Source organism: Janibacter sp. LM (genome assembly GCF_039631275.1).
GTDB lineage: Bacteria > Actinomycetota > Actinomycetes > Actinomycetales > Dermatophilaceae > Janibacter > Janibacter terrae.
This window is the reverse complement of the sequence record NZ_JBDIVG010000009.1, coordinates 1-24,780: the sequence shown is the minus strand read 5'-3', so window position 1 is coordinate 24,780 and position 24,780 is coordinate 1. Positions and strand designations below refer to the sequence as shown.

Sequence of the window (24,780 nt, the reverse complement as noted above, 5' to 3'; positions counted from 1 at the left end):
GGAGCGCAACCGTGGCGCAGGCTACTCGGTGTGTCGCGCACGTGACGGGTGTTGTGGGTGTGACAAACGCGCGAGCAGCCCTCCGGGGCCGACCTCTTCGCGCACGACCGCGAAGGAGCGGCAGTCGCGCCACGCCCCGTCGAGGTGGAGGAAGGCCCGCTTGGTCCCCTCCTCGCGCAGGCCGAGCTTGGCGACGACCGCCAGGCTCGCTGCGTTCTCCGGGCGGATCTCGAGCTGGACCCGGTGCAGCGCACGGCCGTTCGGGTCCATGAGGTGGTCGACGAGGAGCGCGGTCGCGGTCGGCGCGTACCCGCGCCCGGCAGCCTCCTGCGCCACCCAGTAGCCGATGCTCGCCGAGCGCAGCGCACCCTCGACGATGCTGCTCGCGGAGACCATCCCGACGATCCGCTCGTCCACGACGATGACGAGGCTCAGGCCGGAGCCGGAGCGCGCCTCGCGCTGCAGCGCCCGCACGTAGCCGCGCCAGTCGGCGGCCATGTCCCGGCGCGGGGGACCGCCCGGCGGGACCGTCGGCTCCCACGGCGTGAGCCAGGCCGCGTTGCGGGCGCGCAGGCCGAGGAACTCGTCGCGGTCCCCCCTTCGCACGGGACGAAGGGTGATCGACTCACCCGACGGGGTGGTCCCGACGAGGACGACCTCGCGCGAGCGCCTCACTCCGACAACCGGACCCGGCCCTCCAGCCGGGTGCCGTCGGCGACCTGAGCCGGCTCCGTGGCCTCGACGACGACGTCCCCGACGGCGCTCACGTCCGCGCCGAAGGTCACGTCACCCTCGACGGCGAAGGAGGTGCACTGCCGCAGCGACGGGACACCGGACGGGAAGCGCGCGTCGAAGTCGGTGACGAACTTGTAGGCGTCGTCGAGACTGACCCGCGGCTCCTTGTGGTCGATGCGCGAGACGATGCGCGAGGTCTCGTCGAGCTCGAAGACGTCGCTGCGCAGCAGCAGCAGCTCGTTGGTCGTCTTGACCGGGCGGAAGCGCGAGCGCGGCACGCGCAGCGCCACGCTGCCCTCGAAGGCCTCGACCGCCGTACCCATCGCCGACTCGATCTGGATGATCCGCGGCGAGTCGGGCCGGGTCGGGTCGACGGTCTTGCGGTTGATGATGATCGGCAGGCCGAGGACGCCGTCGCGCGCGGTGAGCAGCGCGTCGAGCTCGTCGAGCCCCACCCACAGGTTGTTGGTGTTGAACCACTGGTGGCGGCCGGTGTCCTGGAAGAGGTCCTGCTCCTCCTCGACGACCATCGCCGACTCGCGCAGGATGAGCCGGCCGTCGCTCCTGCGGACCGCGACGTGACCGCCCTTGCGGTCGTTGACGGTTCGCTCGGCGACCTCGGCCGCGAAGGGGATGCCCTCAGCGATCAGCCAGGCCGCGATGTCGGGGTCGCAGGTGGCGCCGAGGTTGTCGGCGTTGGAGATGAAGGCGTAGCGGATGCCGGCGTCGCGCATCTGCTGCAGGAGGCCGGAGGCGGCGAGGGCCACGTACACGTCGCCGTGCCCCGGCGGGCACCACTCGAGCTCGGGGTCGTCGGGCCACTGCACCGGCTCGAGGGTCGCGGCGTCGAGCTTGGGCTCCATGTTCTGCAGGAAGTCCAGCGGCAGGGCCTGGCGGGCCAGCTGCGGGTACCGCTCGAGGATCTCGAGGGAGGCCTCGCGGGTGCGGAAGGAGTTCATCAGCACGAGCGGCGGCCGGCTGCCGTAGCGCTCCTCCAGCCCGACGAGCTGGCGGGCGATGACGTCGAGGAAGGTCAGCCCGTCGCGGGCGACGAGCGCCGACTTCGGCCCGGACATGCCCATGCTCGTGCCGAGCCCGCCGTTGAGCTTGATGACGGCCACCTGCGCGAGCGCCTGTCGACGCTCGTCGTCGGAGACCTCGATGGCGGCGAGCTCCGGCAGCTCGACGAGCGGCTCGATGGTCTCCTCGGGGATCGTGCCCTGCGCACCATCGGCGAGCTGGCGCCAGTAGTCCTCGAAGACCGCGATCGCGCGACGGTCGACCCCACGCTCGGTCATCTTCAGCACGGCGGACTCGGGCCCCTTCGCTGTCATGCCCGTCACCCTACGATGCCGTCATGGGACGGGGCAGCAGCGCGAAGGGAGATGCTCGTCGCCTCCTGCGCGCCCAGCGTCGAGAGCTGGCCGCCGCGCGGGACCTCGCCGCGGACGGTGCGGCCCTCGCCGCCGTCCTCGAGTCCGCGCTCGGCGGCGAGCCGCTCGCCGGTCTGCCGACGGGCGCGACCGTCCTGTCCTACGAGTCGCTCCCCCACGAGCCGCCGACCGCCGCGCTCAACGCCCGGCTGCAGCAGCTCGGCCTCCGCGTCCTCGTGCCGATCACGCTGCCGGACATGCGTCTCGAGTGGTGCGACCTCGCCGACGCGGGCCGCACCCCGCTCGGCACCGACGCCCCGACGGGCGCTGATCTCGCGCTCGTCCCGGCCCTGGCCGTCGACACGACCGGCACGCGCCTCGGGCAGGGCGGTGGCTGCTACGACCGGGTGCTGCCGGCGCTCCCCTCGTCCACGCCGGTGCTCGTGCTGCTCCACCCGGGGGAGCACACGGACGCCCCCCTCCCCCGCGACCCGCACGACGTGCCGGTCCGGTGGGTCCTCACGGCGGGCGGGCTCTCCCCCGCGTCCGAGGGGTCGGGGCCCCCGTGACCGCGGCCGACGCGGCCACCGGGTTCGGCCTGGCCGAGCTCTCGCTCGTGCTGCTCGCCGGCTCGCTCGTCATCGTCGTCTCGGTCGCCGCCGTGCGCCTCGCCTCCAGGGCGGGGTTGCCGACCCTCCTGCTCTACCTGGCCATCGGGCTCGCCGTCGGCAAGGAGGGGCTGGGCATCCCCTTCGACTCCGACCAGGCCGCGCAGGTGCTCGGGTACTGCGCGCTCGTGCTGATCCTCGTCGAGGGTGGCCTCACGACGAAGTGGTCCTCGATCCGCAGCTCCGTCGCCCCGGCGCTCGCCCTCTCCACCGTCGGCGTGCTCGTGTCCGTCGCGGTCGTCGCCGTCGCGCTCCACGAGATCCTGCACACGGACTGGCAGATCAGCCTGCTCATCGGCGCGATCCTCGCCTCGACCGACGCCGCGGCCGTCTTCTCCGTGCTGCGCGTCGTGCCCCTGCCGCGGCGGCTGTCCGGGATGCTCGAGGCGGAGTCCGGGTTCAACGACGCGCCGGTCGTGCTCCTCGTGACGGCGCTGTCGCTGCAGATCGCCCAGCCGGCCGAGGCCGAGCCGTGGTGGCGCATCGGGCTGCTCGCCGTCGCCGAGCTGGCGAGCGGCGCGCTCGTCGGCCTGGCAGTCGGGTGGCTCGGCGGCAAGCTCATGAGCCGGCTGGCGACGGGGACGTCGGGGCTCTTCTCGCTCGGCGTCGTCGCCATCGGCGTCCTCGCCTACGCGAGCGCCGCGTCGGTGCACGCCTCGGGGTTCATCGCCTGCTACCTCGCCGCGCTCGTGCTGGGCAACATGCACCTGCCGCACCGCCAAGCCGTGACCGGGTTCGCCCAGGCGCTCGGCTGGCTGGCGCAGATCGGGCTCTTCGTCATGCTCGGCATGCTCGCGACGCCGTCCGGCTTCATCGACGAGGTGCCGCGCGCGGTCCTCGTGGGGCTCGTCCTGCTCCTCCTCGCCCGACCGCTGTCGGTGATCGTCTCGCTCACCCCCTTCCGGGTGCCGTGGCGGGAGCAGGCCTTCATCTCCTGGGCGGGCCTGCGCGGGGCGGTGCCCGTCGTCCTCGCCACCGTCCCGATCACCAACTCGGTGCCGGGCGTCGAGTGGGTCTTCGACCTCGTCTTCATGCTCGTGGTGATCTTCACCCTCGTGCAGGGCCCGCTCATGCCGTGGGTGGCCCGCGTGCTCCGGGTCACCGAGCCGGCCCGTGCCTCCGGTGTCATCGTCGAGGCGATGCCGCTCGAGGAGCTCGGCGCGGAGCTGCTCGAGGTCGCGGTCCCGCCCGGCTCGCGGCTCGCCGGCGTCGAGGTCTACGAGCTGCGCCTGCCGCAGGGGGCGAACATCTCGCTCGTCGTCCGCGGCGACACCACCTTCGTCCCCGACGCGCAGACGCGGTTGTGGACCCACGACCGGCTCCTCGTCGTCACCCCGGGCAGCGAGCGGGAGGCGGTCGAGGCCCGGCTGCGTTCCGTCTCCCGGCACGGGCGTCTGGCGGGGTGGCGCGGCGACGTATGATATGCGTCGATATGCCTACCTATGCCTACGCCTGCGCCGACTGCGGCCACGCCTTCGACATCGTCCAGTCCTTCAGCGACGACGCGCTGACGTCGTGCCCCCAGTGCGGGGGCACCCTGCGCAAGCAGTTCAACGCCGTCGGCGTCGTCTTCAAGGGAGGCGGGTTCTACCGCAACGACTCCCGCTCCTCGGGCAACGGCTCGAGCTCGTCGAGCAGCTCGAGCTCGTCCGACGGCTCGTCCACAGCCCCCGCGGCGGCTGCCGCGTCGTCCACCGCGGACTGAGGCCCCCGCCGGCAGGCCCTCCCCGTCCCTAGCGTCGGGGCATGGCCTCATCCTCGCTCGCCCAGCACCTGCCCTCGCTCTTCGGCCCGGGACGCCGGGCCGCCTGGCGGCTCTCGCTCGTGCGCCGCGGGCTCGCCGCGGCTGCCCTGCTGCTGGCGCTGCAGCTCACGCTCGGTGCGGCTGCGCCCCCTTCGTCCCCGACGCCGGAGGCCGACGCCACCACGGGGCCGACGCTCTCGCTGCCGCTCGCCCTGCCCGCCGACCACCTGTCGGCCGGTGACGAGGTGGGCGTCTACCTGCCGGGCCGGGAGTCCCCGGTCGTCGCCAGCACCCGGTTCGGCGGCACGTCCGAGGCGCCCTCGGGTGGGTCCATGGCGCGGATCACCCTGCGCGACCAGGACGTCGGTCCGCTGCTGCGCCAGATGGCCCCGGACGGCGCGGGCGGTGGCGGATTCGTGCTCGTCGGGAGCGCACGACACGACACGACCGAGGCGGGATGAAACCGCAGGATCATGGTCCAGGGTCCAGACTTGGGGGTGAGTGGCGGGACCCACCCCGTCGCGACCCCTGTAAACCCATCCGAAAGGAGGCCCTCATGTCGGGCTTCAAGGACTTCCTCATGCGCGGCAACCTCGTGGAGATCGCCGTCGGTCTGATCATGGCGACCTCGTTCGGCGCGGTCGTCGCGACGTTCACCGAGCTGCTGCTCGCGGCCATCGCCAAGGTCATCGGCGCCAACCCGGACTTCTCCGCCTACAAGCCGGGCGGCCTCCCGGTCGGTGTCTTCATCACCGCCGTCATCGCCTTCCTCATCCTCGCCTTCGTCGTGTACTTCTTCGTCGTGAAGCCCTACACGCACATGCGTCAGCGCTTCGTCGCTGCCGAGGAGGAGACCACCGACGAGTCCGTCGAGCTGCTCCGCGAGATCCGCGACTCCCTGCGCGCCGGCCGCGCCTGAGTCACGCCACGCCACACCCGAAGGGGGTCGGTCACCGTCACGGTGACCGACCCCCTTCGGCGTGCTCCCCCGCGCCGAGACTCGGGGGATCTCCCCCTATCCGGGGTGGATTGCGGCCATCCCCCGAGTCTCGATCGCGACGTCCGGCGTCACTCCCAGTGGGGCGGACGCTGCTCGCGCAGCCAGCGGTCGTGCTCGGACTCGTCGGGGCGCTCGCCCCAGCCACGGTCGGTGTCGTCACGGGTCTGCTCGGGGCGGCGGCGCGAGCGCGGGTCGTCTTCCTCGGCCTGCTCGTGCTCGAGCTGTTGTGCCTCCTCTGCGCGGGCCTCGTCGTCCCGGGGCTCGTCCTCGTGCTCCTGCGGGTCTTCGCTCATGACTCCTCCATCGCCAGGGCTTCTCGGACGGCGCGCTGGACCCGGGCCTCCTGGCGGGCGGGGTCGGCGAAGATGTCGGTGGCCCACAGTCGCAGGTGGTGCCACCCGAGGTCGGTGAGGCGCTCGACGAGGATCCGGTCGCGCTGCCGGGTCGACGCCAGCCCGGCGTACCCCGGGCCGTCGACGTCGACCGCGACGAGCATGCGCGAGCGGTCCCTGGGGTCGGCGATCGCGATGTCGACGCAGTGCTCTCCCACGCCGACGTGCGTGCGCACGACCAGGTCGGCGGCCCGCAGCCGCTCGACGAACCCGGCCAGCAGCGGCGTGAGCTCGCCGTCGTCGCCCTCCTCGGCGGGCGCGGTGTCGGCGAGACCGGCGAGGAGGGTGCGCAGCGCGGCGTGGCCGGGCAGGCCGGCGCGCTCGCCGTCGAGGTCGGAGGCGTCGAGCGCGGTCACCCAGATGGCGGTGCGGCGGGCACGGGTCGCGGCGAGGAGCACGAGCTCGGCGCCGACGTCACCGCTCAGCGCGCCGAGGCGCTGGACGGCCCGGCCCTGCGGGGTGCGGCCGAACCCGAGGCTGACGACCACGGCATCGCGCTGCTCGCGCTGCCAGCGGTCGACGGGCTTGATGACCAGCGGCTCGGGCAGCGCGGCGATGGCCGCGGCGAGCTCGGGGTCGGACTGGAGGAGGTCGGCGACGGCATCGCGGATGCGCTCGGCATGCAGCTGCCCGAAGGTCACGACGCCGAGCGAGCGGCGCGGGTGGCGGGTCAGGTGGTGGCGGACGCGCTCGATGACGGCGGCCACCTCGTCGGCGCTCGTCTCGACCAGGCCGGTGCGCTCGTCGAGCACCCCGAGGCCCTCGACGCGGACGTGGTGGATGCCCTCGCGGGTGAGCGGCTCGGGCGGGTGCACGACCTCGCCGGCGGTCGCGTCGGAACCCAGCAGCCGCGCGACGCGCGGGCGCGGGTAGGCGCTGTCGCGGAGAGCGACGGTCGGCAGGACCGTGCCGGCGAGGACGGCGAGCGAGGTCCGCGGGCGGGCGGGCGCCGCGACCCCGGCGTCGGCGGTCCACGTGTCCGGGGGCAGCTGGCCGTGGTCGCCGATGACGAGCAGCTGCCCACCGCGGGAGATGCCCGAGATCGTGCGGGCGAGCGTCGTGCGGGAGGCGTCGTCGACGACGACGAGGTCGAACCGCTCCTCCCGGGGCAGCACCTGACCGACGACGAAGGGGGACATCGCCCACGCCGGCGCCGCCGCCCGCAGCAGCCCGCCCCACTGCGCGAACGCGTGGGTCCACGACGGCGGCGCGGCGAGACCCTGCTCGCACGCGGCGACCTCACGGGCGGCCCGCCGGTGCCGGCGGCCCTCGAGGTGGAACCGCTCACGCTGGCGGGTGGCCACACGGGCGGCGTTGGCTCCCAGGCTCGCCCGGTCGGCCTCGACGAAGGTGCGCAGCGCCTCGTCGAGGCCCGCACCGGTGACGGAGGCGAAGCGCTCGTCCCGGCCCGCCTCGGCGAGCACCGAGGTCCACCAGACGAAGAGCACCTCGTCCGCGACGGCGCGCGGCTCGACGGTGCGGGTGGCGAGGTCGTCGACGAGGGGCCCGAGGCCGCGCCTGCGCAGGTCGTCGAGGTCGTCGATGACCTCGGGCACCACCCGGGCGCCGGCGACGTCGTTGGCCAGCTCGTCGAGTCGAGCGGTGAGGTCGTCCCACGGGACGTCGAGCAGGTCGTCGCCACCGACGACGGATCGGACGTGCGTGAGGTCGGCGTACACGCGCTCGTAGGCGGTGTGCGCCCGGTCCATCTCGGCCGGGATGCGCGGGCGACCGCCGCCCCCGGTGAGCCGCGACCAGCTGCGGCGCTGCTCGGCCGCGAGACGAAGGGCGGCGTGGAGGTCCTCCGGCGGACGGCCCGGGCGGAGCAGCCGGCGGGCCTGGGCGCGCAGCCGGCGCCGCTCGATGACGCCGAGCGGCTCGCCCTCCGGGTCGGTGCCCTTGGGCCCGGTCGCCGCGAGCAGGTGCTCGAGCGGTGTGTCGAAGACCTCGGGCCGGAAGACCTCGAGGGTGTCGCGGATCTCCTCGATGCCCGCGAGGAAGCGGCCGTGGTCGGCGGGGCACGCGGCCCGCGGCTCGGCGATGTCGCGGAAGACGTCGCGCACGGTGGCGCGCAGGGAGGCCAGGCTGCCGCCCTTCCCGCGCAGCCGCTCGAGGGCGGCGAGCACCTCGTCGACGTCGTCCTGGGAGTGCAGCTCGGCGCCGGCCCACGGCTCGTGGTCGCGTCCGGGCCGCCAGGCACGGCGGTGGGCGACGCCGGTCAGCTGCCCGACGAGGGCGTCCCTCCCTTCGGTGTCGAGGGAGGCGAGGACCCGACGGTCGAGACGGACCCGGGAGCGCGGCGCGGGGCGACGGGCGCCCAGGCCGACGATCGCGTCCTGCGCGTCGGCGATCGAGACGCCCCACGGCTCGCGTGGCTGGTGCATCGCCCTCGTGTGCCCGTCGAGGACGCGGGCGGCCTCGGCGGCCCGTTGGCCCGGTAGGTCGAAGGAGCGCGGGGACTCCGGCGGGCGGCTCGGCCAGCGGCCGGTGATCCGGGCGGTGTCGACCTCGGCCGCGGGGTCGGTGACGTGCGCGACGAGGTCCTCGAGGCCGGCCAGACCGAGCTCGGCGAGGGCGCTCTCGATGGCCGCACGCTTCTCGGTGAGGAGCAGGACGCTGCGGCCCTCGCCGGCCGCCTGGGCGATCGTCGCGGCGACGAGCCGCGCGACGCCCGTCCCGGGCGGGGCGTCGACGTAGAGGTCGTGACCGGCAGCGACGCGGTCGAGGACGCCCTGCTGGTCGGCGGTGACGTCGAGGACGGCCGACTCGGCGACGCTCGGGACCTCCCCTTCGTCCTCGGGAAGGGGGTCGCCGGCGAGGAGCGCGGCGGCCGGACCCTGCGTGAAGCGGCCCGCCGCGTCGAGCGCGGCGAGGTCCGCGAGCGCCTCGGCCTTGCCGTAGGGGAAGGACGCGACGACGATCCGCGGGCTGATGTTGAGCTCGGGCAGGTCCGCGCACTGCTCGCGCAGCGCGTCGAGGACCGGGGTCGGGTTGAACCCGTGGCCGTCGCCGCGGCCGCGGTCGGCGAGCGCCTCGCCGTCGATGTCGCGGCGGAGCGCGCCCCGCAGGTAGGTGAGGAGCGCGGGGTTGACCTCGACCCGCGCGGCGAGGTCGAGCGCGAAGTCCGGACCCGGACGCAGCCGACGAAGGGAGGCCCGCCGCAGGATCACGGGGGCGAGCGGACGCTCGTCCTCCCCCGGCACCTGCCAGGACGCCGCCCCCATCGCGAGGAAGCACGTCTCGACACCGTGCTCCTCGGCGACCCGCTCGACGTGCTCGGCGAGGTGGGCCGCGTGCCGCTGGGCGCGCAGCAGCGCACCCGGCTCGCGGACGAGGTCGGACAGCCGCGCCGGGCGTCCGGACAGGAGCATCGCGACGCCGCCGGGGTGGGCGGTCGTCAGGTCGACGACGTTGGGGTCGCGGGCCGGCCAGAGGAGGGTGTTGGGACCGCCGAGCTCCATGAGCTCCCGGCGCAGCGCCGTCAGGGAGGCCGGCACCGGGGCAGGGGTCGTCGGCGGCTCGGTCACCCACCCACGCTAACAATCCGTGGACCCCTCGGGCGGCACCAGCGTGGCCGCACCGGCTCGAACGCGTACCCTGTCCTCTGGCGCTGCGGTGCCAAGCCCTCGTAGCTCAGGGGAAGAGCACTTCTCTCCTAAAGAAGGTGTCGCTGGTTCGAATCCAGCCGGGGGCACCGCTAGATCCCGGGGTTCTCGGTGCCCGGTGAGGGGTTGAGCGGGTCAGGTCGCCCGCTTTTCGCCCGCATGACCCGCTCCATGCGGGCACTTCCCAGGCCGTCCAGGGCCGACGCGACCGCGTCGAGCTCGTCGTCGTAGAGGTGCGCATAGATGCGTGCCGTCGTCGTGATCGAACCGTGGCCCATCGCCTTCTGGATGAAGCGCAGATCCGCGCCCGCCATCCGCGCGAGGCTTCCGAAGGTACGGCGCAGGTCGTGCGGGGTCGCGACGATGCCGAGTGCCTCACGCGCGGAGTCGAACCCCGACCGGCGTCGCCAGTTCCGTACCCGTAGGTGGCTGCCCTCGGGAGATGGGAAGACCAGGTCCTCGAGCTGCTTGCCGTGAATGCGCTGCTCGAGCAGGTCCGCAACCATGGCCGGGATCCCGATGTAGCGGTTGGATGCCTTGCTTTTCGGCTGACTCACATCGAGGCGACCATCCACCTCAGTCGCCCGCTCGACGACGTGCACACGGCGCCGGGCGAGATCGACGTCCGCAACACGAAGCGCCGCGAGTTCTGACCACCGCAGCCCCAAGTACGCCATGGCCAGGACGATGTCTCCGTCCTTGGGCATCGCCTCCGCCAGCGAGTGCACCTGCTCGACCGTAAGGATGACGTCGCGCGCCGGAGGCCGCGATGGGAGGCGGATCCCTCGAGCAACGTTCACCGGCACCCGCCGCGTCCGCATCGCATGGTCGAGCACCTGGACAAGAACTCGATGTGCCTGCCGGACGGTGTCGGGCCCCTTCATCTTGGACAGGTCCGTCACCCAGTCCGCGACGTCGGCGTGCTCGATCTTCGAGACAGGCCATCTGCCGAACTGTTGGTCGACATGCTTCCAGCCCCGGCGGTAGTTCGCCCGTGTCGTCGCCCTCAGATGGCCCGACCCGGACCGGTCGTACTCCTCCCAGACAGTCGTCAGGAGCACGTCCCCGCGCCGGGGATCCACCCAGTCACCACGACGTTTGCGGGTCGCGATCTCCTGTTCGTAAGCGACTGCGTCGACCCGCCTGTCGAAGGTCCTGGCTCGCTCTCGACCGTCGGGAGCGTAATAGCGCACCTGCCACCTGACACGCCCGGTGCGTCCCACTCGACGGGAGATCATCGTCGTGCCTTCGCCTCGTCCAGCCACGCTCGAGCCTCTGCCGCATCAAAGCGTCGATGCTTGCCCAGCTTGAACGATGGAGGCCCCTCCCCCAGCGCCACCCAGTGGTACACGGTCGAGACAGGTACGCCACAGATCTGCGCGACCTCCTTGACCGTCAACAGCTCCGGAAACTCGACCGTCGTTGCTTGGCTCATCCCGTTCACCTTCCCCTCGCGTGTGTTCATGCCGTCGTTCCTGCTCGCTCCTGGGCGTACTCGCGCGCACGGGCAGCCGCGGCCGTGGCGATCTCGACTTCCCCTTCGCTGGACCAGCCGACCCCGACGAACTCCCACATGCCGATGACCACCGAGGTCTCGGACTCGTCCTCCTCGACCTGCAGGGCCCGCTCGATTGCTTCGACGTCGACGGGTTTCCCAGCGCGGTGGGCACGTTCGGTCTCGTCCTGCATGACCTGCTGGAACCGGGCCCTTCGGCGGCGCAGGGTCCGGTAAGTCACCGAGTAGCACCTGGACTTGGAGGAGTAGTGCCCGCGGTAGCCGAGCTCTTTGGCCCACTTCCCGATGAGCACGTAGTGATCCCGGCCCTCGGCGTCGACAGGGACCGCAACGTCCTCCCCCGCTCGACGTCGCTCCGCACGCAGGATTGCCTCGTCGTGGACGTCTCGGCATGCCTGCTTGATCCGGTGCACGTGAGCGCTGTCTGGCACGGCCAGCGACGTGTCCTTGGTGGAGTACTTCGCGAGGTAGGCCGCTACCTGCTCACCGGTGATGGGCGCATCGGGGTCGTCGGTGCGGTGGCCGTCCCGCACCACCCGGATGTCGAGCTGCTCGCCCCAGCGAAGGACCCGCGCTTCGTCCTGGTCATAGGTCGGTGGAGCGATGACCTTGGCCCGCGAGAAGGCTGCGCGGATCGCCTCGACCATGACCTCGACTCCGACGTCGCAGGCTGCCCCGATCCCTTGGTTGAGGGGACCGTCCAGACGGAACAGCGCGTGGAAGTGGACGGCTCCACGAGCCTGCATCTCAGCGGTTCGCCCGAACTGTCGGGACACGACCTTCGAGACGGACGAGGTCGTCACGTCCAGGAGCGCGGCGAGCTGGCGGCTGACGTCCTGCACGGCGCGCCGCCAGAGTTCGGGTGCGTGGTACTGCCAGACGACGTGTCCGAGGTAGTCGTAGCACTCCGGGCAGATCGGTGACCCCACCACGGCATCGTCCTTCTCGTGCCGGCGGGTGCATGAGAGCGACCGTCCATGCGGGCACTTCTGAGCGCCTCTCGGGTGGCACATGCGTCCGCCACGGATGGAGTGCACGGGCCCGAACGAAGGTGCGGTGACCGTGACGAAGACGAGGGGGTTCTCCGCGACCCGCTCGGGGACGCCCTTGCCCCCTTCGAGGCCGCACCGGATCATCTCGAAGGTGTCGCGGGCGTAGACACGCGAGCACGACGTGCTCACCGATTCCCGTCGGTTGCCGCATCGCGTCAGCAGCACCCCCATCGGGGCATCCTCGGAGGAGTAGCTCGACACGACTTCCCCGGTGCGCCTGTCGACGGTCAGTCCGCGCCCTGCCAAGCGGATCGGTCTCTGGCAGAACCCGACCCGGCTGGCCGCCTGGGTGAAGTTGTCCAGCTCTCCGCGGGCGATCAGTTCTCGGACTGCGGTGCTTGCCCGATCGGTCAACCCGTCGAGGCCCTGTTGGCGGTTCAGCGTGAGGGTCATGTCAGCCACCCGTCACGTGGGCGATGAGTCGAGCCACGGCCACCACGAGGAAGGCGAGTGTGATCCACGAGATCCGACGTCGAGTCCGCTGGTGCATCAGAACTCGCCCGCAGCCTCACGCGACGCGACGCAGTCGACACAGACGAGGTGGTCCCGCCCGTTGCCGATCACGTATGACCAGCCTTCGCAGAAGGTCGTGGCCGCGGCGATGGCGTCCGAGGTCGTCGGAAACACCACCCGGCCGTCGGTGCGTCGCACGAAGACCGTCCCGCACTCGTCACAGGCGACGGCAGCACCACGGCCCAGCGCGGAGCGAAGGGGCAGCACCTGCGACGGCGCGACAGCCAGCATCCAGCTCATGCCGTCTCCCCCAGCTCGAGCCCGGGCAAGGTCAGGTCCGCGCACTCCGGGGGCAGGGTGACGACTCGGCGTTCCTCGCGGTCTTCCTCCGTGGTGCCACCCCACACGCCCTCGTCCTCCCACGTACGCGCGTACTCGCGGCATATCTCGCGCACAGGACAGGATGCGCACACGAGCAGTGCCTTGACCGCGTCGTCGTATCCACGCTCTGGGAACCACCAGTCCGGGTGCGGATGACCCGCGCATGCACCGTGGGTGTTGAGCGTCGCCAACGTCAGCCGCACCTCACGCGGCCTGTCATTCAGAATCATGTCGAACCCCTTCCAGCGCAATGACATTCGTCGTCTCGTGGTTGTTGGTCTTCTTCCGAGGTGAGCGCGGACGACGTTCACGTGGTCGCGGCTGCTCGCCCCCTTCGCCCTCAGGCGCCGTGATCGCCTCAGCGGACGGCACGAACTGGACGCCGGCTGCGGCGATCTCCTCCAGCGGGGGCACCCAACGCACCGCAGCCGGGTAGTGAGCCGCAGTGGCCTTGATCAGCGCGTCGGACCAGTAGTGAGCCCGCACCCGCGCGACCGAGCCCTCCTCGGTGACCAGATAGCCCGCGCCCGGCATGTCCATGGGGATCCGGTGGGCCGGAGCCTCGTCACTCATCCCCTGCCCCAGAACCATCCGAACCTCATCCGCTGACGCGAGACGAAGAGCGATCATCTGGGTGAACAGGCCCCGGGCCGGCACCGTCTCCTTCTTGGGGTCCTGCACGAAGGCGACCACCACGACGCCCATCGCGCGCCCCTGCGTGAGGATCTCGGCCAGGAGCCGGTTTCCCTCCCTCTTCACTTCGGCGTCCGCGTAGGCAGTCAGCGCCGCGAGCTCGTCGATCACCAAGAGGTGCAGCGGGTCTCCCGGGAGCGGCTCGTGCAAGCGCGACTGCCCAACCATCTGGCCGGCTCGCTCGTCGATGATCTGCAGCAGGTCTCGCAGGACCGCCAACGCCTGCTCGGGGCGGTAGGCGGTACGGAACATCAGCCCGTCCCCCATGGCGATCTCAACGCCACGCTTCAAGTCGACGCCGTGCACCCGGACGGTGTCCTGGGCGATCCATGGGGCGAGGGAAGCGACGACGCCCCAGAGCACCGAGCCCTTGCCCGAACCGGAGCGACCCGCCACGAGGGTGTGCTTTCCCACGAGCGACAGACGCCATGGCATCCCGGACTCTTCCCGGCCGACCTCCATCGGCTCGAGCGTCGCTCCGACCGTACGGTCAGTTGGCAGGGCCGCCGTGGTCGCCGACTCCAAGGCGTCCGCCATCGTCAAGCGCACGTCAGCGACTGACGGGGAGATGACCGAGGACCGAAAGGCAACGGCCCCGACCCCAGCCGCCAGCTTCTCGGCACCGGCAACGAGGTCAGTCGATGCCTGGCCACGACGCGATCTGATGCGTGCGATGACCACTCCGCCCTGCGAGGTCACGCGGAGCAGCCGCGGGTCCGTCCACATCGGCTCACCGCCTTCGTCCACGCGCTCCGACAGACCGCAGGAACGGGCCACAGCGATGAAGGATCGCCGTACGTCCCGCCGTCCGATCCACGCGGAGACTGCGTCGGGCAGGTAGACCGAGACGACAAAGACCGCCCCGACGAGGCCGACGACTGCCCACACGACCGCGCCGGCCCCGGTTCGCATCGGCCCCACCCACGAAGCAAGCTCCCTCGTCTCCCACGGCCCGACAGCCAAGAAGGCGAAGGGACCGATCTCCGCCGGCAGGGACTCCACGGCCTCGGCCAGCACGATGAGCGCGACCCAGATCGCAACGAGTCTGCAAACCGCGGGGGCAGCCGCCCGACCCGCAAGCACCAGCCCACGCGCCAGACGGCCGCCCCACGCACCCAGAAGAGTCATCACGCAGCCGCCGACTCCGAGCGACCGACGCCAGAGGACTTGGACACCTTGCCCGGGGCGGCCATGCCCTTGGCTCGGTAGGACCACGCGAGCTTGGGCCGCACGCCGTTGTCGTCGATCCAGGGCGTCACCGTCAGGCCCTCGAACTCGACCGGCACGAAGGGCAAGTCCCCCGTGTTGGCCGGGGGGACAGGCTGCTGACGCGCTGAGATCTTGACGTTGATCGTCTTCTCGTTCTTGCGCGCCTCGGGGTCGGCATCGAGGACCGGGACGGTCCAGATCAGCTCCCCGGTGTCGGGGTCCGTCTGCTGCGGGCGAGTTCCGTCGGCGCGCTTCTCCTGGTTGAAGTCCTGTACCGGCTCGACATCACCGACGAGGTACGCCCCGTTCGGGAAGACCGATCCGAACACAACCTCCATGCGACGGCTAACAGCCATGACTCTTCTCCTGTCTAGTAGGCCTAAACATCCGATGTGTTTAGAAGCCCTATACGTAGGGCTGGTCCCCAAAGTAGGGCTTGCGCAGTCCTCCGTCAAGACCTTCTAAACTGACTCTGTGGACAACGACCCCTTCGAGGCGGTCCGGCGCGAGTCGGACCCACTAGAGCAAGCACGCATGGCCGGCGACCTCATGGCGCTGTACCGCCAGCGTGGCTACGAGCTTGCCCGAATCCGGCGCGACGCCATCAACCGCGTGGTCGAGCAGCGCGGCGGGACCTTCAGCGCTGTTGGTGCAGAGCTCGGACTGACGAGGGGACGGATCTCGCAGATTCGTAAGGACGCACCGGCCACGGAACGAGCCTTCTTCGGGGTCGGTCCTATCGACGTCGCCACACCGACGCGTCACAGCAGCGATCGCCCGGAGGGTGTCGTGGCCCTGGAGGACGCGGAGTCCGCCCGGATCATCTCGGATGTCTTGCGGGACCTTACGTTTGAAGTCCGACCGGTGGCGATCCCGATCGACGGTTCGTGGACGCCGGCTCACGAGGCGGTAGTGATCTGCGGCCCGAAGTCCTCCCACGTCTCGGCCGAGATCCTCAACCACGACCCAGTCCTGGCCTTCCACGAGACCGAAGACGGCCGGTGGGCCATCGAGGACCGGAAGACCGGCCAGCGATTCGAGTCACCGCTCGACAACGGCGCGAAGGGGGAAGACCTCGCCTACGTCGGGCGGGTCACACGAGGGACCAAGACAGTCCTGGTCATCGCTGGGATCCATGCCCTGGGCTCGATCGGAGCAGTCTCCTACGTTGCAGAGAATCTGCGTTCCCTTCACGATGCTGTGGGAGCGCAGGACTTCTCGATGGTCGTCCGCGCTCAGTTCGACGGACTGCTCCCAACCACGAAGGAGGCCGCATGGGGCCCGGTGGTCCACTGGTAACCGTTCGAGCAGCCACGCTCGCCGGCGGAGAGAAGAACCAAGACCGCTTTGCCTACGGCGACGGATGGGCCTTCGTCCTCGATGGAGCGTCATCGTTCGACACAACGCGGCCCGAGCACGACGGAGCCTGGTACGCCGAGCGTCTCAAGAACAAACTCGTTGACGAACTGACTGCACGCCCGGTCGATGCCACGACGGACATCGTGTCGAAGGCGATCGAGAGCGCATCTGCGGCCCATGACGACCCCGAGAGCTGCCCCACAAGCACCCTCGCGATAGCGCGGTGGACCAACGAAGCGGTCGAGGTATACGTCCTCGGCGACAGCACCGCGGCTCTCATCCACTCCGAGCAGGAATCGGCCGTCACAGACTCACGACTGGCAGCCATCGCTCCCGACCTCCGAACTGAGTACCGATCGCGTTTGGCCGATGGCCACGGTTTCGACAGCCAACACCGAGCCCTACTGCAGCAGCTGCAATCGCGTCAGGAAGCAGCCCGCAATCAAGGCGGCGGCTATTGGATCGCAGGGGCGGAGCCAGAAGCCGCCCATCACGCAATTGGTGACCGACTGCCCCTGTCCGAGATCGACGCCATCGTCTTGGCGACGGATGGCGCAGCCTCAGCGCTCGAGTACGGGACGGTGGACTCGTGGGCTGCCTTCGCTCGCTCCGATCTTCGTCCGCTTCTCGAAGCGCTACATGAAGCCGAGGAGTCGGACCAGCAGGCGATCACCTGGCCTCGAAGCAAAGCGCACGACGACAAGACGCTACTTGTCATCGACTTCGGCACTACGTACCAGCGTCAGTCCCGTTGAACGTGGCCGGCATGTTCGCATCGAAGGCCAGCAGCCGCGGGATATAACGCTCGGGCGCTGCTGGCTATCGCGGCTTGGACGTCGCCAGGAGCCCAGAGGAGGCTCCTACTCCTCTTGGGCTTCTTCCCACCACACCCCGAGCTCCTCTTGGTCGAACAGATCGGCCGTGCGGGTCTCGTAGACCTCGAATCGCCCTGCGCACCGGGCAAGGAGGGCTTCGATCTCGTCGACGTCCTCCTGCGACACGCGTCGGCCCTTGGGGATCTCGAGCAGGAGTACGTCCCCGGTGGCCGCCTTCTCCACGTCCCAGACCTTCGCGTCACCGAGCAGCCCGGCGAAGGCACCTTCGTCGCGGGCGGCTGCCGCCTTCATTTGGCCGCCAGTTAGTTCAACGCCGCCAGCGCGCGCTGCGCCTCCTTGCGCACCCACGCCCGGTCATCGTCCAGCATCCGCTCCAAACCCGCGCGGGCCGCTGGCACCTTGAGCTTCCGAAGGGCCGCGACCGCATGACCACCGACGACGGGGTCATCGAGCAGCTCGGTGAGCACCTCGCCGGCCTCCGGCGAGTTTACGGCGCGTAATCTCAAGAATTCGCCTCCCTTGGGATCGCTGAGCGCATGCAGCGAGGCGGAGGTCTCTGACTACTTCCGTCTGATAGAGCAGAGATGCGTTCAATTTGCGCATGTCTAGTGCCGCTCGGGGTAAAGCACCAAGGCGGGACGGGGCATGGGGTTGAAGGTTATGAGCTGTTGGCCAGCGTCCCTTGATCGAAAACCGTCGGCCCTGGGTGCGATTCCCCCGACCCCCGGCGGCAACTATCGCCGTAGCCGCTCCTGCCAACCAGCCCACCTCGGCGGTCCATGAACGTCGGCACGTGGTCGGCGGTCACTAAGACCCCCCCTCACCTCCTTGGCTCGGTGGACGGTTCGGTAGATCGTGGTCACTGAGACACCTGAGAATTGCTCCGAACCTTGGCCTCGTGCACGAGCTCCAGCGCAGTCCGAAGGGCCGCGACCCTGTTCGTCATCAAGGTGTGTCGTGAGGGGCTGAGCGATGTCCCCTGCAGGACTGTCTCGCACTTGCTCAGCAGAGAGGTCAGCTGAGCGTCTGCCACCTCTAGATCCTTCTCGCCGATCACTCCTGGTCCCTTCGTCGCGGTCACTGAGACGCCTCACTCTGCTGCCCCTTCAGGCTGCACGACCTCTTTTCCTCAATGTTGTAGTAGGGGTCCCGTGAGTCCAAGGAGATACCGACAGTCGCGCACGCCGTCGCCGACACAGTGCGGTCCGTGTCGGAGATGCGCTGGCCCGTGGCTGTGCGACGCACGTCGACGCGCAGGTTCTTGACACCTACCTTGCTGCGAGGCCGCACTGAGATGCCACTGCGCCGGGTCAGCGACGGCTGCGGACTTGCTCGCTATCCGACCGTCGCGCACCTCATGCTGCAGCCCCATCACCGCATCCGAGATGTCGATGAGTGCGGCCTCGTGCGCGGCCGAGGCGTCCGACCAGTCGGTCATTCCCGGCGCTACATCCTGTGCCAGGCGTCGAGGACAGTCCTGGATGTGGTGGGTCCCGCCGTCGCGGTTGATCCTTGCGCATGCGACACCGGTGCGCGGGGTGTCGTCGGTGAAGGGGTCGGCACCGGTGTCGACCTGCCAGACCGCCACCTCCGCGCCCTCATCGCTGCTGCTCAGGACGCGGTACCACGTGGGTTGGGACGACGACAGCTTTTCCTTCAGCGAGGTGGGTGGGCGAGACCACCTCTCGAAGGACACGCCGGAGAGCTCAGCCGCGACCCACACCACAGCATCCTCGGCAGCAGCATCCGCCTGCGCCTGCCGCGACGAGCAGGACGAGACCAGCAGCCCAACGGTGCACAGCAAGCCAACGCCACCGAGCGATCGACGCCGGCTCCGCGTGTGGGATGTGCTCGTCCCCCGATCTGTGGTCACCAGGACTCCACGCGGCCGGATGGGCTCTTGCACGCAGCCACCGCGAGATGGGGCCGGGGGCGACCTGCCAGCGACGTGCGGGTGTGCGTCGTCACCGCCTGGAACCCAGCGACTTCAGCTTGGGATACCAGGTCTTCCACGCCTTGGTAGAAGGCCTGAGTGACGGCGTGGTCGAAGGCCTCGCCGTGTGGTCCGAGGAAGGCTCCGATCAAGAGATGGCCATCGTCCGTAGTGACCCTGGCGAACTCCTCAAACGCTCTGGTCCACTGGGCAGCCTCCATGTGGATGAGCGAGTACCAGGCGAGGACTCCCCCAAAGGTGGAGTCCTCGAAGGGCAGATCGAGGAGATCCCCCACCTCGAACGTGACCGCCGGGAACCGCGATCGAGCAGACTCGACGAACTGCGGGACCGCGTCAACACCATGCACCGTGGATCCACGTAGGTGGAGGAAGTCGCTCCAATGGCCGGGCCCACAACCTGCGTCGAGCACCCGGCCAGTGACGCCGTCCGACCATGTCCCGATAAGGCACGCATCCAGAGGGTCCATCTGGTCGATGGTTCCCAGCAGCGAGACGTACTCCGATGCTCTTTCCGCGTATGCGCGCTCGGTTCTTTCTCGTCCAGCAGCCGTGGTCACTGAGACTCCCTTGGCTTGACAAGAGCCCCCTGGCGAGCGATGTGCACTACGGCCGCGGCTATCACGTTGCCCTCCCCACCCGTGCTGATCATCGACCAGCAGACATGCCCCGGTGGGATCTGCGTAGGTCCTTCAGAATGTCGTAGACGGCACGCTCAGCCTCGACAGCGTCGCGGAGGAACTCAGGCTCGTTCTCGTTGGCAATGAAGGCACGAAGCTCCTCGTCTGACTTTTCCACGCGGCGCTTCCACATCTCGGGCACTCTGTCGGGCCCGAGCATCGCGATCAAGGCGAGTGTCTCGGCTCCCATGTCTTTGCTGATGATGGGATCGGTGTGCCCGCCCCGGGCCTCCAAGACGGACAGTCTGATGGCTGCCTCCAGCTCGGCGAGCAGCCGTGCCTGATCCGCCGCGGCCTGGCGGTCATCCTCAGCGATCTTGATTGCGTTCCTGCGGTCCATCGAGGCGATGATCAGGGCTACGATCGATGCGCCAGCAGCAACGAGTATGGCCGCGATCTGGATGACGTCCCCGACTGCCATGTGAGTCCCTTCGACGTAGGCGGCCCATCCGGCCGTATCTCAAGGTAGACGACGCCACCGACACTAGTGCGACGGTGGCTTGGCCCTTCTATGTCCGAACAGCTGCGCTAGTCCTGGCCACCTACTCGACCGCGTTGCTCGGACTGGACTGTCGGACCTGCTCTCTAACCTGTGGTCATTGAGACACCTTCAGGGCCTGTCGGACGGCCGCGACGTAGTCCGACCTAGCGTCGGAGTACACCTCCCACGCCTGGTTGGAAGCAGTCGAGCCGTCTTTCGACGACCATGCATCTGTCAATCCAGTAAGCATCCGCTCACCCGCCGTCACAGCCTCAGGATCGCCATAGATTCGCACCGGCTCCATCGCCGCCATTGCATCCCCGATCGTGGGCGGATTCGGTTCCTGGTCCAGGTACTTCCAGCGGCTGGTGTAAGCCACCCGCGCTGTGACCTCGAGTGACTTGGCGTACGCTGATTCCTCTAAGCGACGATTGGCCATCTCGCGATCGTGGTCGTAGCCCTGCAACGCAACAAACAAGGGCACAGCTCCACCCACCACTACGCCAACTAGGGCGGTAACAGCACCGCCGACCCAGGACCAAGAGCGGCCCGCTGATCGTGGTTTCTCAGCGGCTATCCGTGAGGCGCCTTTCGGGCTCCTGACGGCATTTTCGTCGCTCATCGTCGAAGCTCGCCCACGTGCTGGCTAAGGGTCCGGATCGCCCGGTCGATGTTCTTCAGCTCTTGGTCGGTATCCGATTCCACTCGAGGTCCCCCGAAAGGAACCGGAGCGACAGCACCGAGGACGTCCAGATCGAACGAGAAGGAGGAGTCAAAACCCTTACCCTCATCATCCTCGTACGTCACTGTCACGGTGGCGATCGCTGGCGCCCCAGCGATCGCCAACAACTTCCCCGTCTTCTGATCGTGCTGTTCGTAGCGCCACATGAGGCGATGACGTGCTCCCGGCGGCAGATCGCGTTTGCGCCCGAGATACGCGGCCAGGTGCTCAGAGATGTGGTCCTCATCGTCGTGCGGTTCCCACGTCGCCGGCTCGGTGGACACCCCCACTTCGTGGGCCATCGACCTCCCTGTGCTGTGCAGAGTGAGGTCCCATGCCCCCGGGCCATGCAAACTCGGGACAACATCCACCACGACGAACGGTCGGGCATCGTCCCGCATCTGCTTCCGGAGGAGATATGCCTGCCACGCTGCGGCCAGCGCAGCAATAAGTGCCGCTACCGCCGTGAGTATTGCGGTCATGAGGTGCCCTCCGTCTGCACTTTCGCGCGCGTGATGGTTCGGTATACGGCGGTCACCGAGACACGTCCCTTCCACGCCGACGCAGCCTGCTGTGGCGCACCAGCGGCCACAGCACGAGGACGACGGCGGTGCCAGCGAAGAACCACCTCGCCGCAGCAGTTGGGGCGAAGAGAGCTCCGGCCATCGCGAACACCAAGGAGATGCCCACGGCGATCGCTTCGATCAATCTGTCCTCGCGGCCTGTGGTCACTGAGACACCTCATCGTCAACGGGGACACCTTGCTCCCGCATCATGTTGTCGAGGGCGTAGGCAAGGGTCAGGAGCTGCTGGGTGAACGCTCCTACCGCTTCGGCGTCATCCTTCGCAACTGGGTTGATCTCGTGGGTCGCGTCGTTCCCGACGTCCTTGATGCGGTCGACCCACCCGAGCATCGACCTGGTGATGATGCCTTCGCTCTCTAGGTGGTCAACGCACTCCTTGAAGCCAGGTGCGCGCCCTTTGTCGTTGCGAGGGGGAAGGCCTTTCTCGACAGCGACATGTAGAAGGAGTTTGCGGCAGAGCATCACCGCGGCGGTGTAAGCGGATGCGCCGAAACAGGTTCGCGCCTCGTCCCAGATGCGCTCGTCCGCCCCGGGAAGTCCCTCGACCCGCGCGAACGGCCGGACCGGGGGATACACCGCACCACCCCTAGCCAATGCCCCATCCGCACAAGCAGCGCATCTCAGCCACCGCACACTGTCGGCATCCACGACCGACCTCCCCTGCACAGCCTTCATGAGCGCCGCCACACGAACCATCCTGGCTGCCCCGCAATGCGGGCACCTGACGTCATCCCAAGCCTCCGAGCTGGAGGCGTCCCAGGCCCTCCCCAGCAGCCCCAGGCCGTCGCTGATCCCGCTCACTAGTCCCCTGCCTCCTGCGCCCTCGCGCGCTTGATCGTGCGGTACACCGTTGCTCGGGACACGTTGTAGTCCTCGGCGAGCTGGCCGACGGTCGCGGTGCCGGCCTCGTAGTCCTGGAGCAGCTTCCTCGTCCTTCGCTCGTTGAGTTTCGGCGGCTTCCCGTTGAGGCGGCCTTGGGCCCGCGCAATCGCCAGGCCCTCCATCGTGCGCTGACGGTTCAGGTCGGACTCGAACTCGGCGACCATCGCCAGCGCGTTGAACAGGAATTTCCCCACAGGGTCCTCCGGGTCGTGCAGTGACGGTCCGAGCTGGATTGCCGCTCCCTTCTCGTAGACTTGGCCGACGAGGTCGCGAGCATCGGGCACCGATCGGGCGAGCCGGTCGAGCTTGGTCACCACGAGCACGTCACCGGGACGAAGGGCGGCGATCGCCTGAGTGAGCCCGGGCCGGTTCTTCATCGACCGACCCGTGCGCTTGTCCGTGTAGATGCGCGCCCGGTCCACACCAAAGTCAGCCAGACCCTTCAGCTGCGCCGCGAGGTCCTGCCGCTCAGTCGAGACCCGTGCGTACCCGATCAGCACGTCCAGCACCCCCGTTCGTTCATTTGACGGCCGTTACCGCGATTCTAGACCGTGCAGGTCAAATGAGACGGACCCGATGGCGTCTCCGCGTTCAGCGGTCTTGTGGTCTGCGGTGTCGCGTTTGACGATCCCCTTACGGGCATGCGATCTGGGCTGACGCCTGTGACCGAGTGTTCAGTGCGCGCTGTATAGTTCAGTCCATGCTGACTATTGCTTCGCGTCTCGACGTGATGAACCGCCTGGGTCGTGCACTGGCCGACCCCACTCGATCCCGGATCATCTTGACCCTGCTCGACCATCCCGCTTACCCGGCGGAACTGGCCCGAGATCTGGACCTGACACGCCCGAACGTGTCCAACCACCTGGCATGCCTGCGCGATTGCGGGATCGTCGTCTCCGAGCCCGAGGGTCGTCGGACACGATATGAGATCGCTGATTCGCACCTGGCGCAGGCGCTGACGGCACTGGTCGATGCCACCCTGGCAGTGGACGAAGACGCCCCGTGCATCGATCCCGCCTGCTCGCTTCCCGGATGCGACGCAGCTGGGGAGGGCGCATGATCCTCACCTCGGTCTTGCAGGCGATGGGCCTGTTCGCAGCGACCAACATCGACGACATCATCGTGCTCTCCCTCTTCTTCGCGCGAGGGGCAGGCCAGCGCGGCACTACCGCCCGCATTCTGGCCGGCCAGTACCTCGGATTCGCCGGCATCCTCGGTGCCGCGGTCCTGGTGACCATCGGTGCCGGAGCATTCCTGCCCTCGGCAGCCATCCCGTACTTCGGTCTCATCCCTCTGGGCCTCGGCCTCTGGGCCGCATGGCAGGCCTGGCGCGGAGACGATGACGACGATGACGACGAGGCCAAGGTTGCCGGCAAGAAGGTCGGCGTGTGGACAGTCGCAGGCGTCACCCTTGCCAACGGCGGCGACAACATCGGCGTCTACACCCCTGTCTTCCTCAGCGTGGAACCTCTCGCAGTAGTCGCCTACTGCATCGTCTTCCTCGCGCTCGTCGCGGTCCTGGTGGCCCTGGCAAAGTTCGTCGCCACCCGCCCCCCGATCGCCGAAGTGCTCGAACGCTGGGAGCACATCCTCTTCCCCATCGTTCTCATCGGCCTCGGCATCGTGATCCTCGTCAGCGGCGGAGCCTTCGGACTCTGACGTAGCGGCAGCGATCCAAACGGCCCCGACCGGGCGCACCCCTCTCGGTTCAGACCGCGACACCTACCTGCAGCCAGTCCTGCGTGATCGCGGCAACAAGACCGCCACGGAGCGCTGCAAAAACCCCCGCCACCAAGCGAACGAAGCCACACGATCGTCATCGCACGACCTGTTCGCCGTTAGCGGAGACCTCGAGCCAGTCACCGCGGCACTCCGGCTACAGGTGCAGGATCTGAACATGAACCCCGACGAGGTCGACCCTCCCGAGCGTCTTTGGCACTACACCAGCGGGGCCGGAGCCAGAGGTATCTTCACGTCGGGCACGTTGTGGGCTGGGCACCTTGGCTACATGAACGACTCAAGCGAGTTCGATCACGCCGTAGCCCTCAGTCTTGAGATCGCGCTCCGTCTCAGAGACGAGCTCGAAGATCACAAGGCCGGGCTAGAGAAGTGGATCAACTACCTCACCGACTCCCCACCGGAGAGGTGGACACCCAACGTCTTCGCCGTGTGGGACTGCTGCACGATCAGGTGACATCTGATCTGTGGTGCCCAAGGGTGCTGCTGGAAGGATGTGCACTGTGCCGAAGCCATACCCCAAGGAGTTCCGCGACGATGTGGTTCGTGTCGCGAGGAACCGTGAGCCGGGCGTTCATCTGAAGCAGATCGCTGCCGACTTCGGCATCAGCGAGTCGTGCCTGACGAACTGGATGAAGACCGCCGATGTCGAGGACGGTGTGAAGCCGGGAACGACAGCGAGTGAGAACGCCGAGCTGCGTGAGGCGAAGAAGCGGATCCGCCTCTTG

Annotated in this window: 30 protein-coding genes and 1 tRNA gene; 12 read left to right on the top strand and 19 right to left on the bottom strand. The window is 69.0% G+C overall.

Going from position 1 to position 24,780, the window contains the following annotated elements:
- Nucleotides 1-21: 21 nt before the first annotated feature.
- Nucleotides 22-675, bottom strand: coding sequence for a GNAT family protein (locus ABC138_RS05570; RefSeq protein WP_068326407.1), 654 nt, complete (start codon nucleotides 673-675; stop codon nucleotides 22-24).
- Complete coding sequence (locus ABC138_RS05565) at nucleotides 672-2,069, bottom strand: UTP--glucose-1-phosphate uridylyltransferase (protein ID WP_068326410.1); 1,398 nt, start codon at nucleotides 2,067-2,069, stop codon at nucleotides 672-674. Before ABC138_RS05565 ends, ABC138_RS05570 begins: the two co-directional genes overlap by 4 nt.
- A 23-nt stretch (nucleotides 2,070-2,092) precedes the next feature.
- On the opposite strand from ABC138_RS05565, the gene ABC138_RS05560 reads away from it, so the two are divergent.
- From ABC138_RS05560 to mscL, 5 genes are all read left to right on the top strand, one after another.
- Nucleotides 2,093-2,677, top strand: a complete 585-nt coding sequence (locus tag ABC138_RS05560) for a 5-formyltetrahydrofolate cyclo-ligase (protein WP_345912981.1) — start codon at nucleotides 2,093-2,095, stop codon at nucleotides 2,675-2,677.
- Nucleotides 2,674-4,197 (top strand): potassium/proton antiporter, encoded by a 1,524-nt coding sequence (locus ABC138_RS05555; RefSeq protein WP_345912980.1) that lies wholly within the window; start codon nucleotides 2,674-2,676, stop codon nucleotides 4,195-4,197. The genes ABC138_RS05560 and ABC138_RS05555 overlap by 4 nt, the downstream gene beginning before the upstream one ends.
- 11 nt (nucleotides 4,198-4,208) lie before the next feature.
- Nucleotides 4,209-4,481: an FmdB family zinc ribbon protein gene (locus ABC138_RS05550; protein WP_068326418.1), complete on the top strand. Its 273-nt coding sequence runs from the start codon at nucleotides 4,209-4,211 to the stop codon at nucleotides 4,479-4,481.
- A gap of 41 nt (nucleotides 4,482-4,522) precedes the next feature.
- Nucleotides 4,523-4,981 carry a hypothetical protein gene (locus ABC138_RS05545; RefSeq protein ID WP_068326421.1) on the top strand — a complete coding sequence of 153 codons (459 nt, stop codon included), beginning with the start codon at nucleotides 4,523-4,525 and terminating at the stop codon, nucleotides 4,979-4,981.
- A 95-nt stretch (nucleotides 4,982-5,076) separates the two neighbouring features.
- Nucleotides 5,077-5,439: a large conductance mechanosensitive channel protein MscL gene (gene mscL, locus ABC138_RS05540; RefSeq protein ID WP_068326424.1), complete on the top strand. Its 363-nt coding sequence runs from the start codon at nucleotides 5,077-5,079 to the stop codon at nucleotides 5,437-5,439.
- A 149-nt stretch (nucleotides 5,440-5,588) separates the two neighbouring features.
- Here the strand turns inward: mscL and ABC138_RS05535 are convergent, their stop codons facing one another.
- Both ABC138_RS05535 and ABC138_RS05530 read right to left on the bottom strand, forming a co-directional pair.
- A complete protein-coding gene (locus ABC138_RS05535) occupies nucleotides 5,589-5,813 on the bottom strand; it encodes a hypothetical protein (RefSeq protein ID WP_068326426.1) in 225 nt (74 codons plus the stop codon).
- Nucleotides 5,810-9,439: a DUF4011 domain-containing protein gene (locus ABC138_RS05530; RefSeq protein WP_345912979.1), complete on the bottom strand. Its 3,630-nt coding sequence runs from the start codon at nucleotides 9,437-9,439 to the stop codon at nucleotides 5,810-5,812. The genes ABC138_RS05535 and ABC138_RS05530 overlap by 4 nt, the downstream gene beginning before the upstream one ends.
- A gap of 95 nt (nucleotides 9,440-9,534) precedes the next feature.
- Here ABC138_RS05530 and ABC138_RS05525 point away from each other — a divergent pair.
- Nucleotides 9,535-9,606, top strand: a tRNA-Arg gene (locus tag ABC138_RS05525).
- Nucleotides 9,607-9,609: 3 nt separating this feature from the next.
- Here the strand turns inward: ABC138_RS05525 and ABC138_RS05520 are convergent.
- The 7 genes from ABC138_RS05520 to ABC138_RS05490 form a co-directional block, all read right to left on the bottom strand.
- A complete protein-coding gene (locus ABC138_RS05520) occupies nucleotides 9,610-10,710 on the bottom strand; it encodes a site-specific integrase (protein ID WP_345912978.1) in 1,101 nt (366 codons plus the stop codon).
- Between the two features lie 41 nt (nucleotides 10,711-10,751).
- Nucleotides 10,752-10,982 (bottom strand): helix-turn-helix domain-containing protein, encoded by a 231-nt coding sequence (locus ABC138_RS05515; RefSeq protein ID WP_082807631.1) that lies wholly within the window; start codon nucleotides 10,980-10,982, stop codon nucleotides 10,752-10,754.
- Nucleotides 10,979-12,478 (bottom strand): replication initiator, encoded by a 1,500-nt coding sequence (locus ABC138_RS05510; protein ID WP_345912977.1) that lies wholly within the window; start codon nucleotides 12,476-12,478, stop codon nucleotides 10,979-10,981. Before ABC138_RS05510 ends, ABC138_RS05515 begins: the two co-directional genes overlap by 4 nt.
- A 96-nt stretch (nucleotides 12,479-12,574) precedes the next feature.
- Entirely contained in the window at nucleotides 12,575-12,838 is a 264-nt protein-coding gene (locus ABC138_RS05505) for a hypothetical protein (protein WP_068326439.1), read from the bottom strand.
- A complete protein-coding gene (locus tag ABC138_RS05500) occupies nucleotides 12,835-13,149 on the bottom strand; it encodes a WhiB family transcriptional regulator (protein ID WP_345912976.1) in 315 nt (104 codons plus the stop codon). The genes ABC138_RS05505 and ABC138_RS05500 overlap by 4 nt, the downstream gene beginning before the upstream one ends.
- On the bottom strand, nucleotides 13,136-14,629 hold the full coding sequence (locus ABC138_RS05495) for an FtsK/SpoIIIE domain-containing protein (RefSeq protein ID WP_345912975.1): 1,494 nt from the start codon (nucleotides 14,627-14,629) through the stop codon (nucleotides 13,136-13,138). Before ABC138_RS05495 ends, ABC138_RS05500 begins: the two co-directional genes overlap by 14 nt.
- Nucleotides 14,630-14,739: 110 nt before the next feature.
- Nucleotides 14,740-15,177 (bottom strand): plasmid replication, integration and excision activator, encoded by a 438-nt coding sequence (locus tag ABC138_RS05490; RefSeq protein WP_068326453.1) that lies wholly within the window; start codon nucleotides 15,175-15,177, stop codon nucleotides 14,740-14,742.
- 118 nt (nucleotides 15,178-15,295) lie between these two features.
- On the opposite strand from ABC138_RS05490, the gene ABC138_RS05485 reads away from it, so the two are divergent.
- Nucleotides 15,296-16,120: a hypothetical protein gene (locus tag ABC138_RS05485; protein WP_068326456.1), complete on the top strand. Its 825-nt coding sequence runs from the start codon at nucleotides 15,296-15,298 to the stop codon at nucleotides 16,118-16,120.
- The gene (locus tag ABC138_RS05480; protein ID WP_068326459.1) at nucleotides 16,096-16,935 is read left to right on the top strand and encodes a protein phosphatase 2C domain-containing protein; all 840 of its coding nucleotides are present in this window, start codon (nucleotides 16,096-16,098) and stop codon (nucleotides 16,933-16,935) included. Before ABC138_RS05485 ends, ABC138_RS05480 begins: the two co-directional genes overlap by 25 nt.
- A 105-nt stretch (nucleotides 16,936-17,040) precedes the next feature.
- Here ABC138_RS05480 and ABC138_RS05475 read toward each other — a convergent pair whose 3' ends face one another.
- The 8 genes from ABC138_RS05475 to ABC138_RS05440 all read right to left on the bottom strand — a co-directional run bounded on the left by ABC138_RS05475 (nucleotide 17,041) and on the right by ABC138_RS05440 (nucleotide 22,815).
- The gene (locus ABC138_RS05475) at nucleotides 17,041-17,307 is read right to left on the bottom strand and encodes a hypothetical protein (RefSeq protein WP_345912974.1); all 267 of its coding nucleotides are present in this window, start codon (nucleotides 17,305-17,307) and stop codon (nucleotides 17,041-17,043) included.
- An 11-nt stretch (nucleotides 17,308-17,318) separates the two neighbouring features.
- Entirely contained in the window at nucleotides 17,319-17,522 is a 204-nt protein-coding gene (locus ABC138_RS05470) for a HEAT repeat domain-containing protein (protein WP_169701963.1), read from the bottom strand.
- A gap of 1,363 nt (nucleotides 17,523-18,885) precedes the next feature.
- Complete coding sequence (locus ABC138_RS05465) at nucleotides 18,886-19,527, bottom strand: class I SAM-dependent methyltransferase (protein WP_345912973.1); 642 nt, start codon at nucleotides 19,525-19,527, stop codon at nucleotides 18,886-18,888.
- Nucleotides 19,528-19,615: 88 nt separating this feature from the next.
- Complete coding sequence (locus ABC138_RS05460; protein ID WP_345912972.1) at nucleotides 19,616-20,068, bottom strand: hypothetical protein; 453 nt, start codon at nucleotides 20,066-20,068, stop codon at nucleotides 19,616-19,618.
- Between the two features lie 175 nt (nucleotides 20,069-20,243).
- A complete protein-coding gene (locus tag ABC138_RS05455; protein ID WP_345912971.1) occupies nucleotides 20,244-20,567 on the bottom strand; it encodes a hypothetical protein in 324 nt (107 codons plus the stop codon).
- 179 nt (nucleotides 20,568-20,746) lie between these two features.
- Complete coding sequence (locus ABC138_RS05450) at nucleotides 20,747-21,331, bottom strand: hypothetical protein (protein ID WP_345912970.1); 585 nt, start codon at nucleotides 21,329-21,331, stop codon at nucleotides 20,747-20,749.
- A gap of 246 nt (nucleotides 21,332-21,577) precedes the next feature.
- A complete protein-coding gene (locus ABC138_RS05445) occupies nucleotides 21,578-22,234 on the bottom strand; it encodes a DUF4145 domain-containing protein (RefSeq protein WP_345912969.1) in 657 nt (218 codons plus the stop codon).
- On the bottom strand, nucleotides 22,234-22,815 hold the full coding sequence (locus ABC138_RS05440) for a recombinase family protein (RefSeq protein ID WP_345912968.1): 582 nt from the start codon (nucleotides 22,813-22,815) through the stop codon (nucleotides 22,234-22,236). Before ABC138_RS05440 ends, ABC138_RS05445 begins: the two co-directional genes overlap by 1 nt.
- Nucleotides 22,816-23,015: 200 nt before the next feature.
- Here ABC138_RS05440 and ABC138_RS05435 point away from each other — a divergent pair, with 200 nt between their 5' ends.
- The 4 genes from ABC138_RS05435 to ABC138_RS05420 all read left to right on the top strand — a co-directional run.
- A complete protein-coding gene (locus ABC138_RS05435) occupies nucleotides 23,016-23,375 on the top strand; it encodes a metalloregulator ArsR/SmtB family transcription factor (RefSeq protein WP_006590980.1) in 360 nt (119 codons plus the stop codon).
- Nucleotides 23,372-23,974, top strand: a complete 603-nt coding sequence (locus tag ABC138_RS05430; RefSeq protein WP_016997609.1) for a cadmium resistance transporter — start codon at nucleotides 23,372-23,374, stop codon at nucleotides 23,972-23,974. The genes ABC138_RS05435 and ABC138_RS05430 overlap by 4 nt, the downstream gene beginning before the upstream one ends.
- Before the next feature lie 238 nt (nucleotides 23,975-24,212).
- The gene (locus tag ABC138_RS05425; RefSeq protein ID WP_345912962.1) at nucleotides 24,213-24,509 is read left to right on the top strand and encodes a hypothetical protein; all 297 of its coding nucleotides are present in this window, start codon (nucleotides 24,213-24,215) and stop codon (nucleotides 24,507-24,509) included.
- Nucleotides 24,510-24,555: 46 nt separating this feature from the next.
- The coding region (locus tag ABC138_RS05420; protein WP_345912961.1) for a transposase at nucleotides 24,556-24,780 on the top strand (225 nt) is incomplete at its 3' end.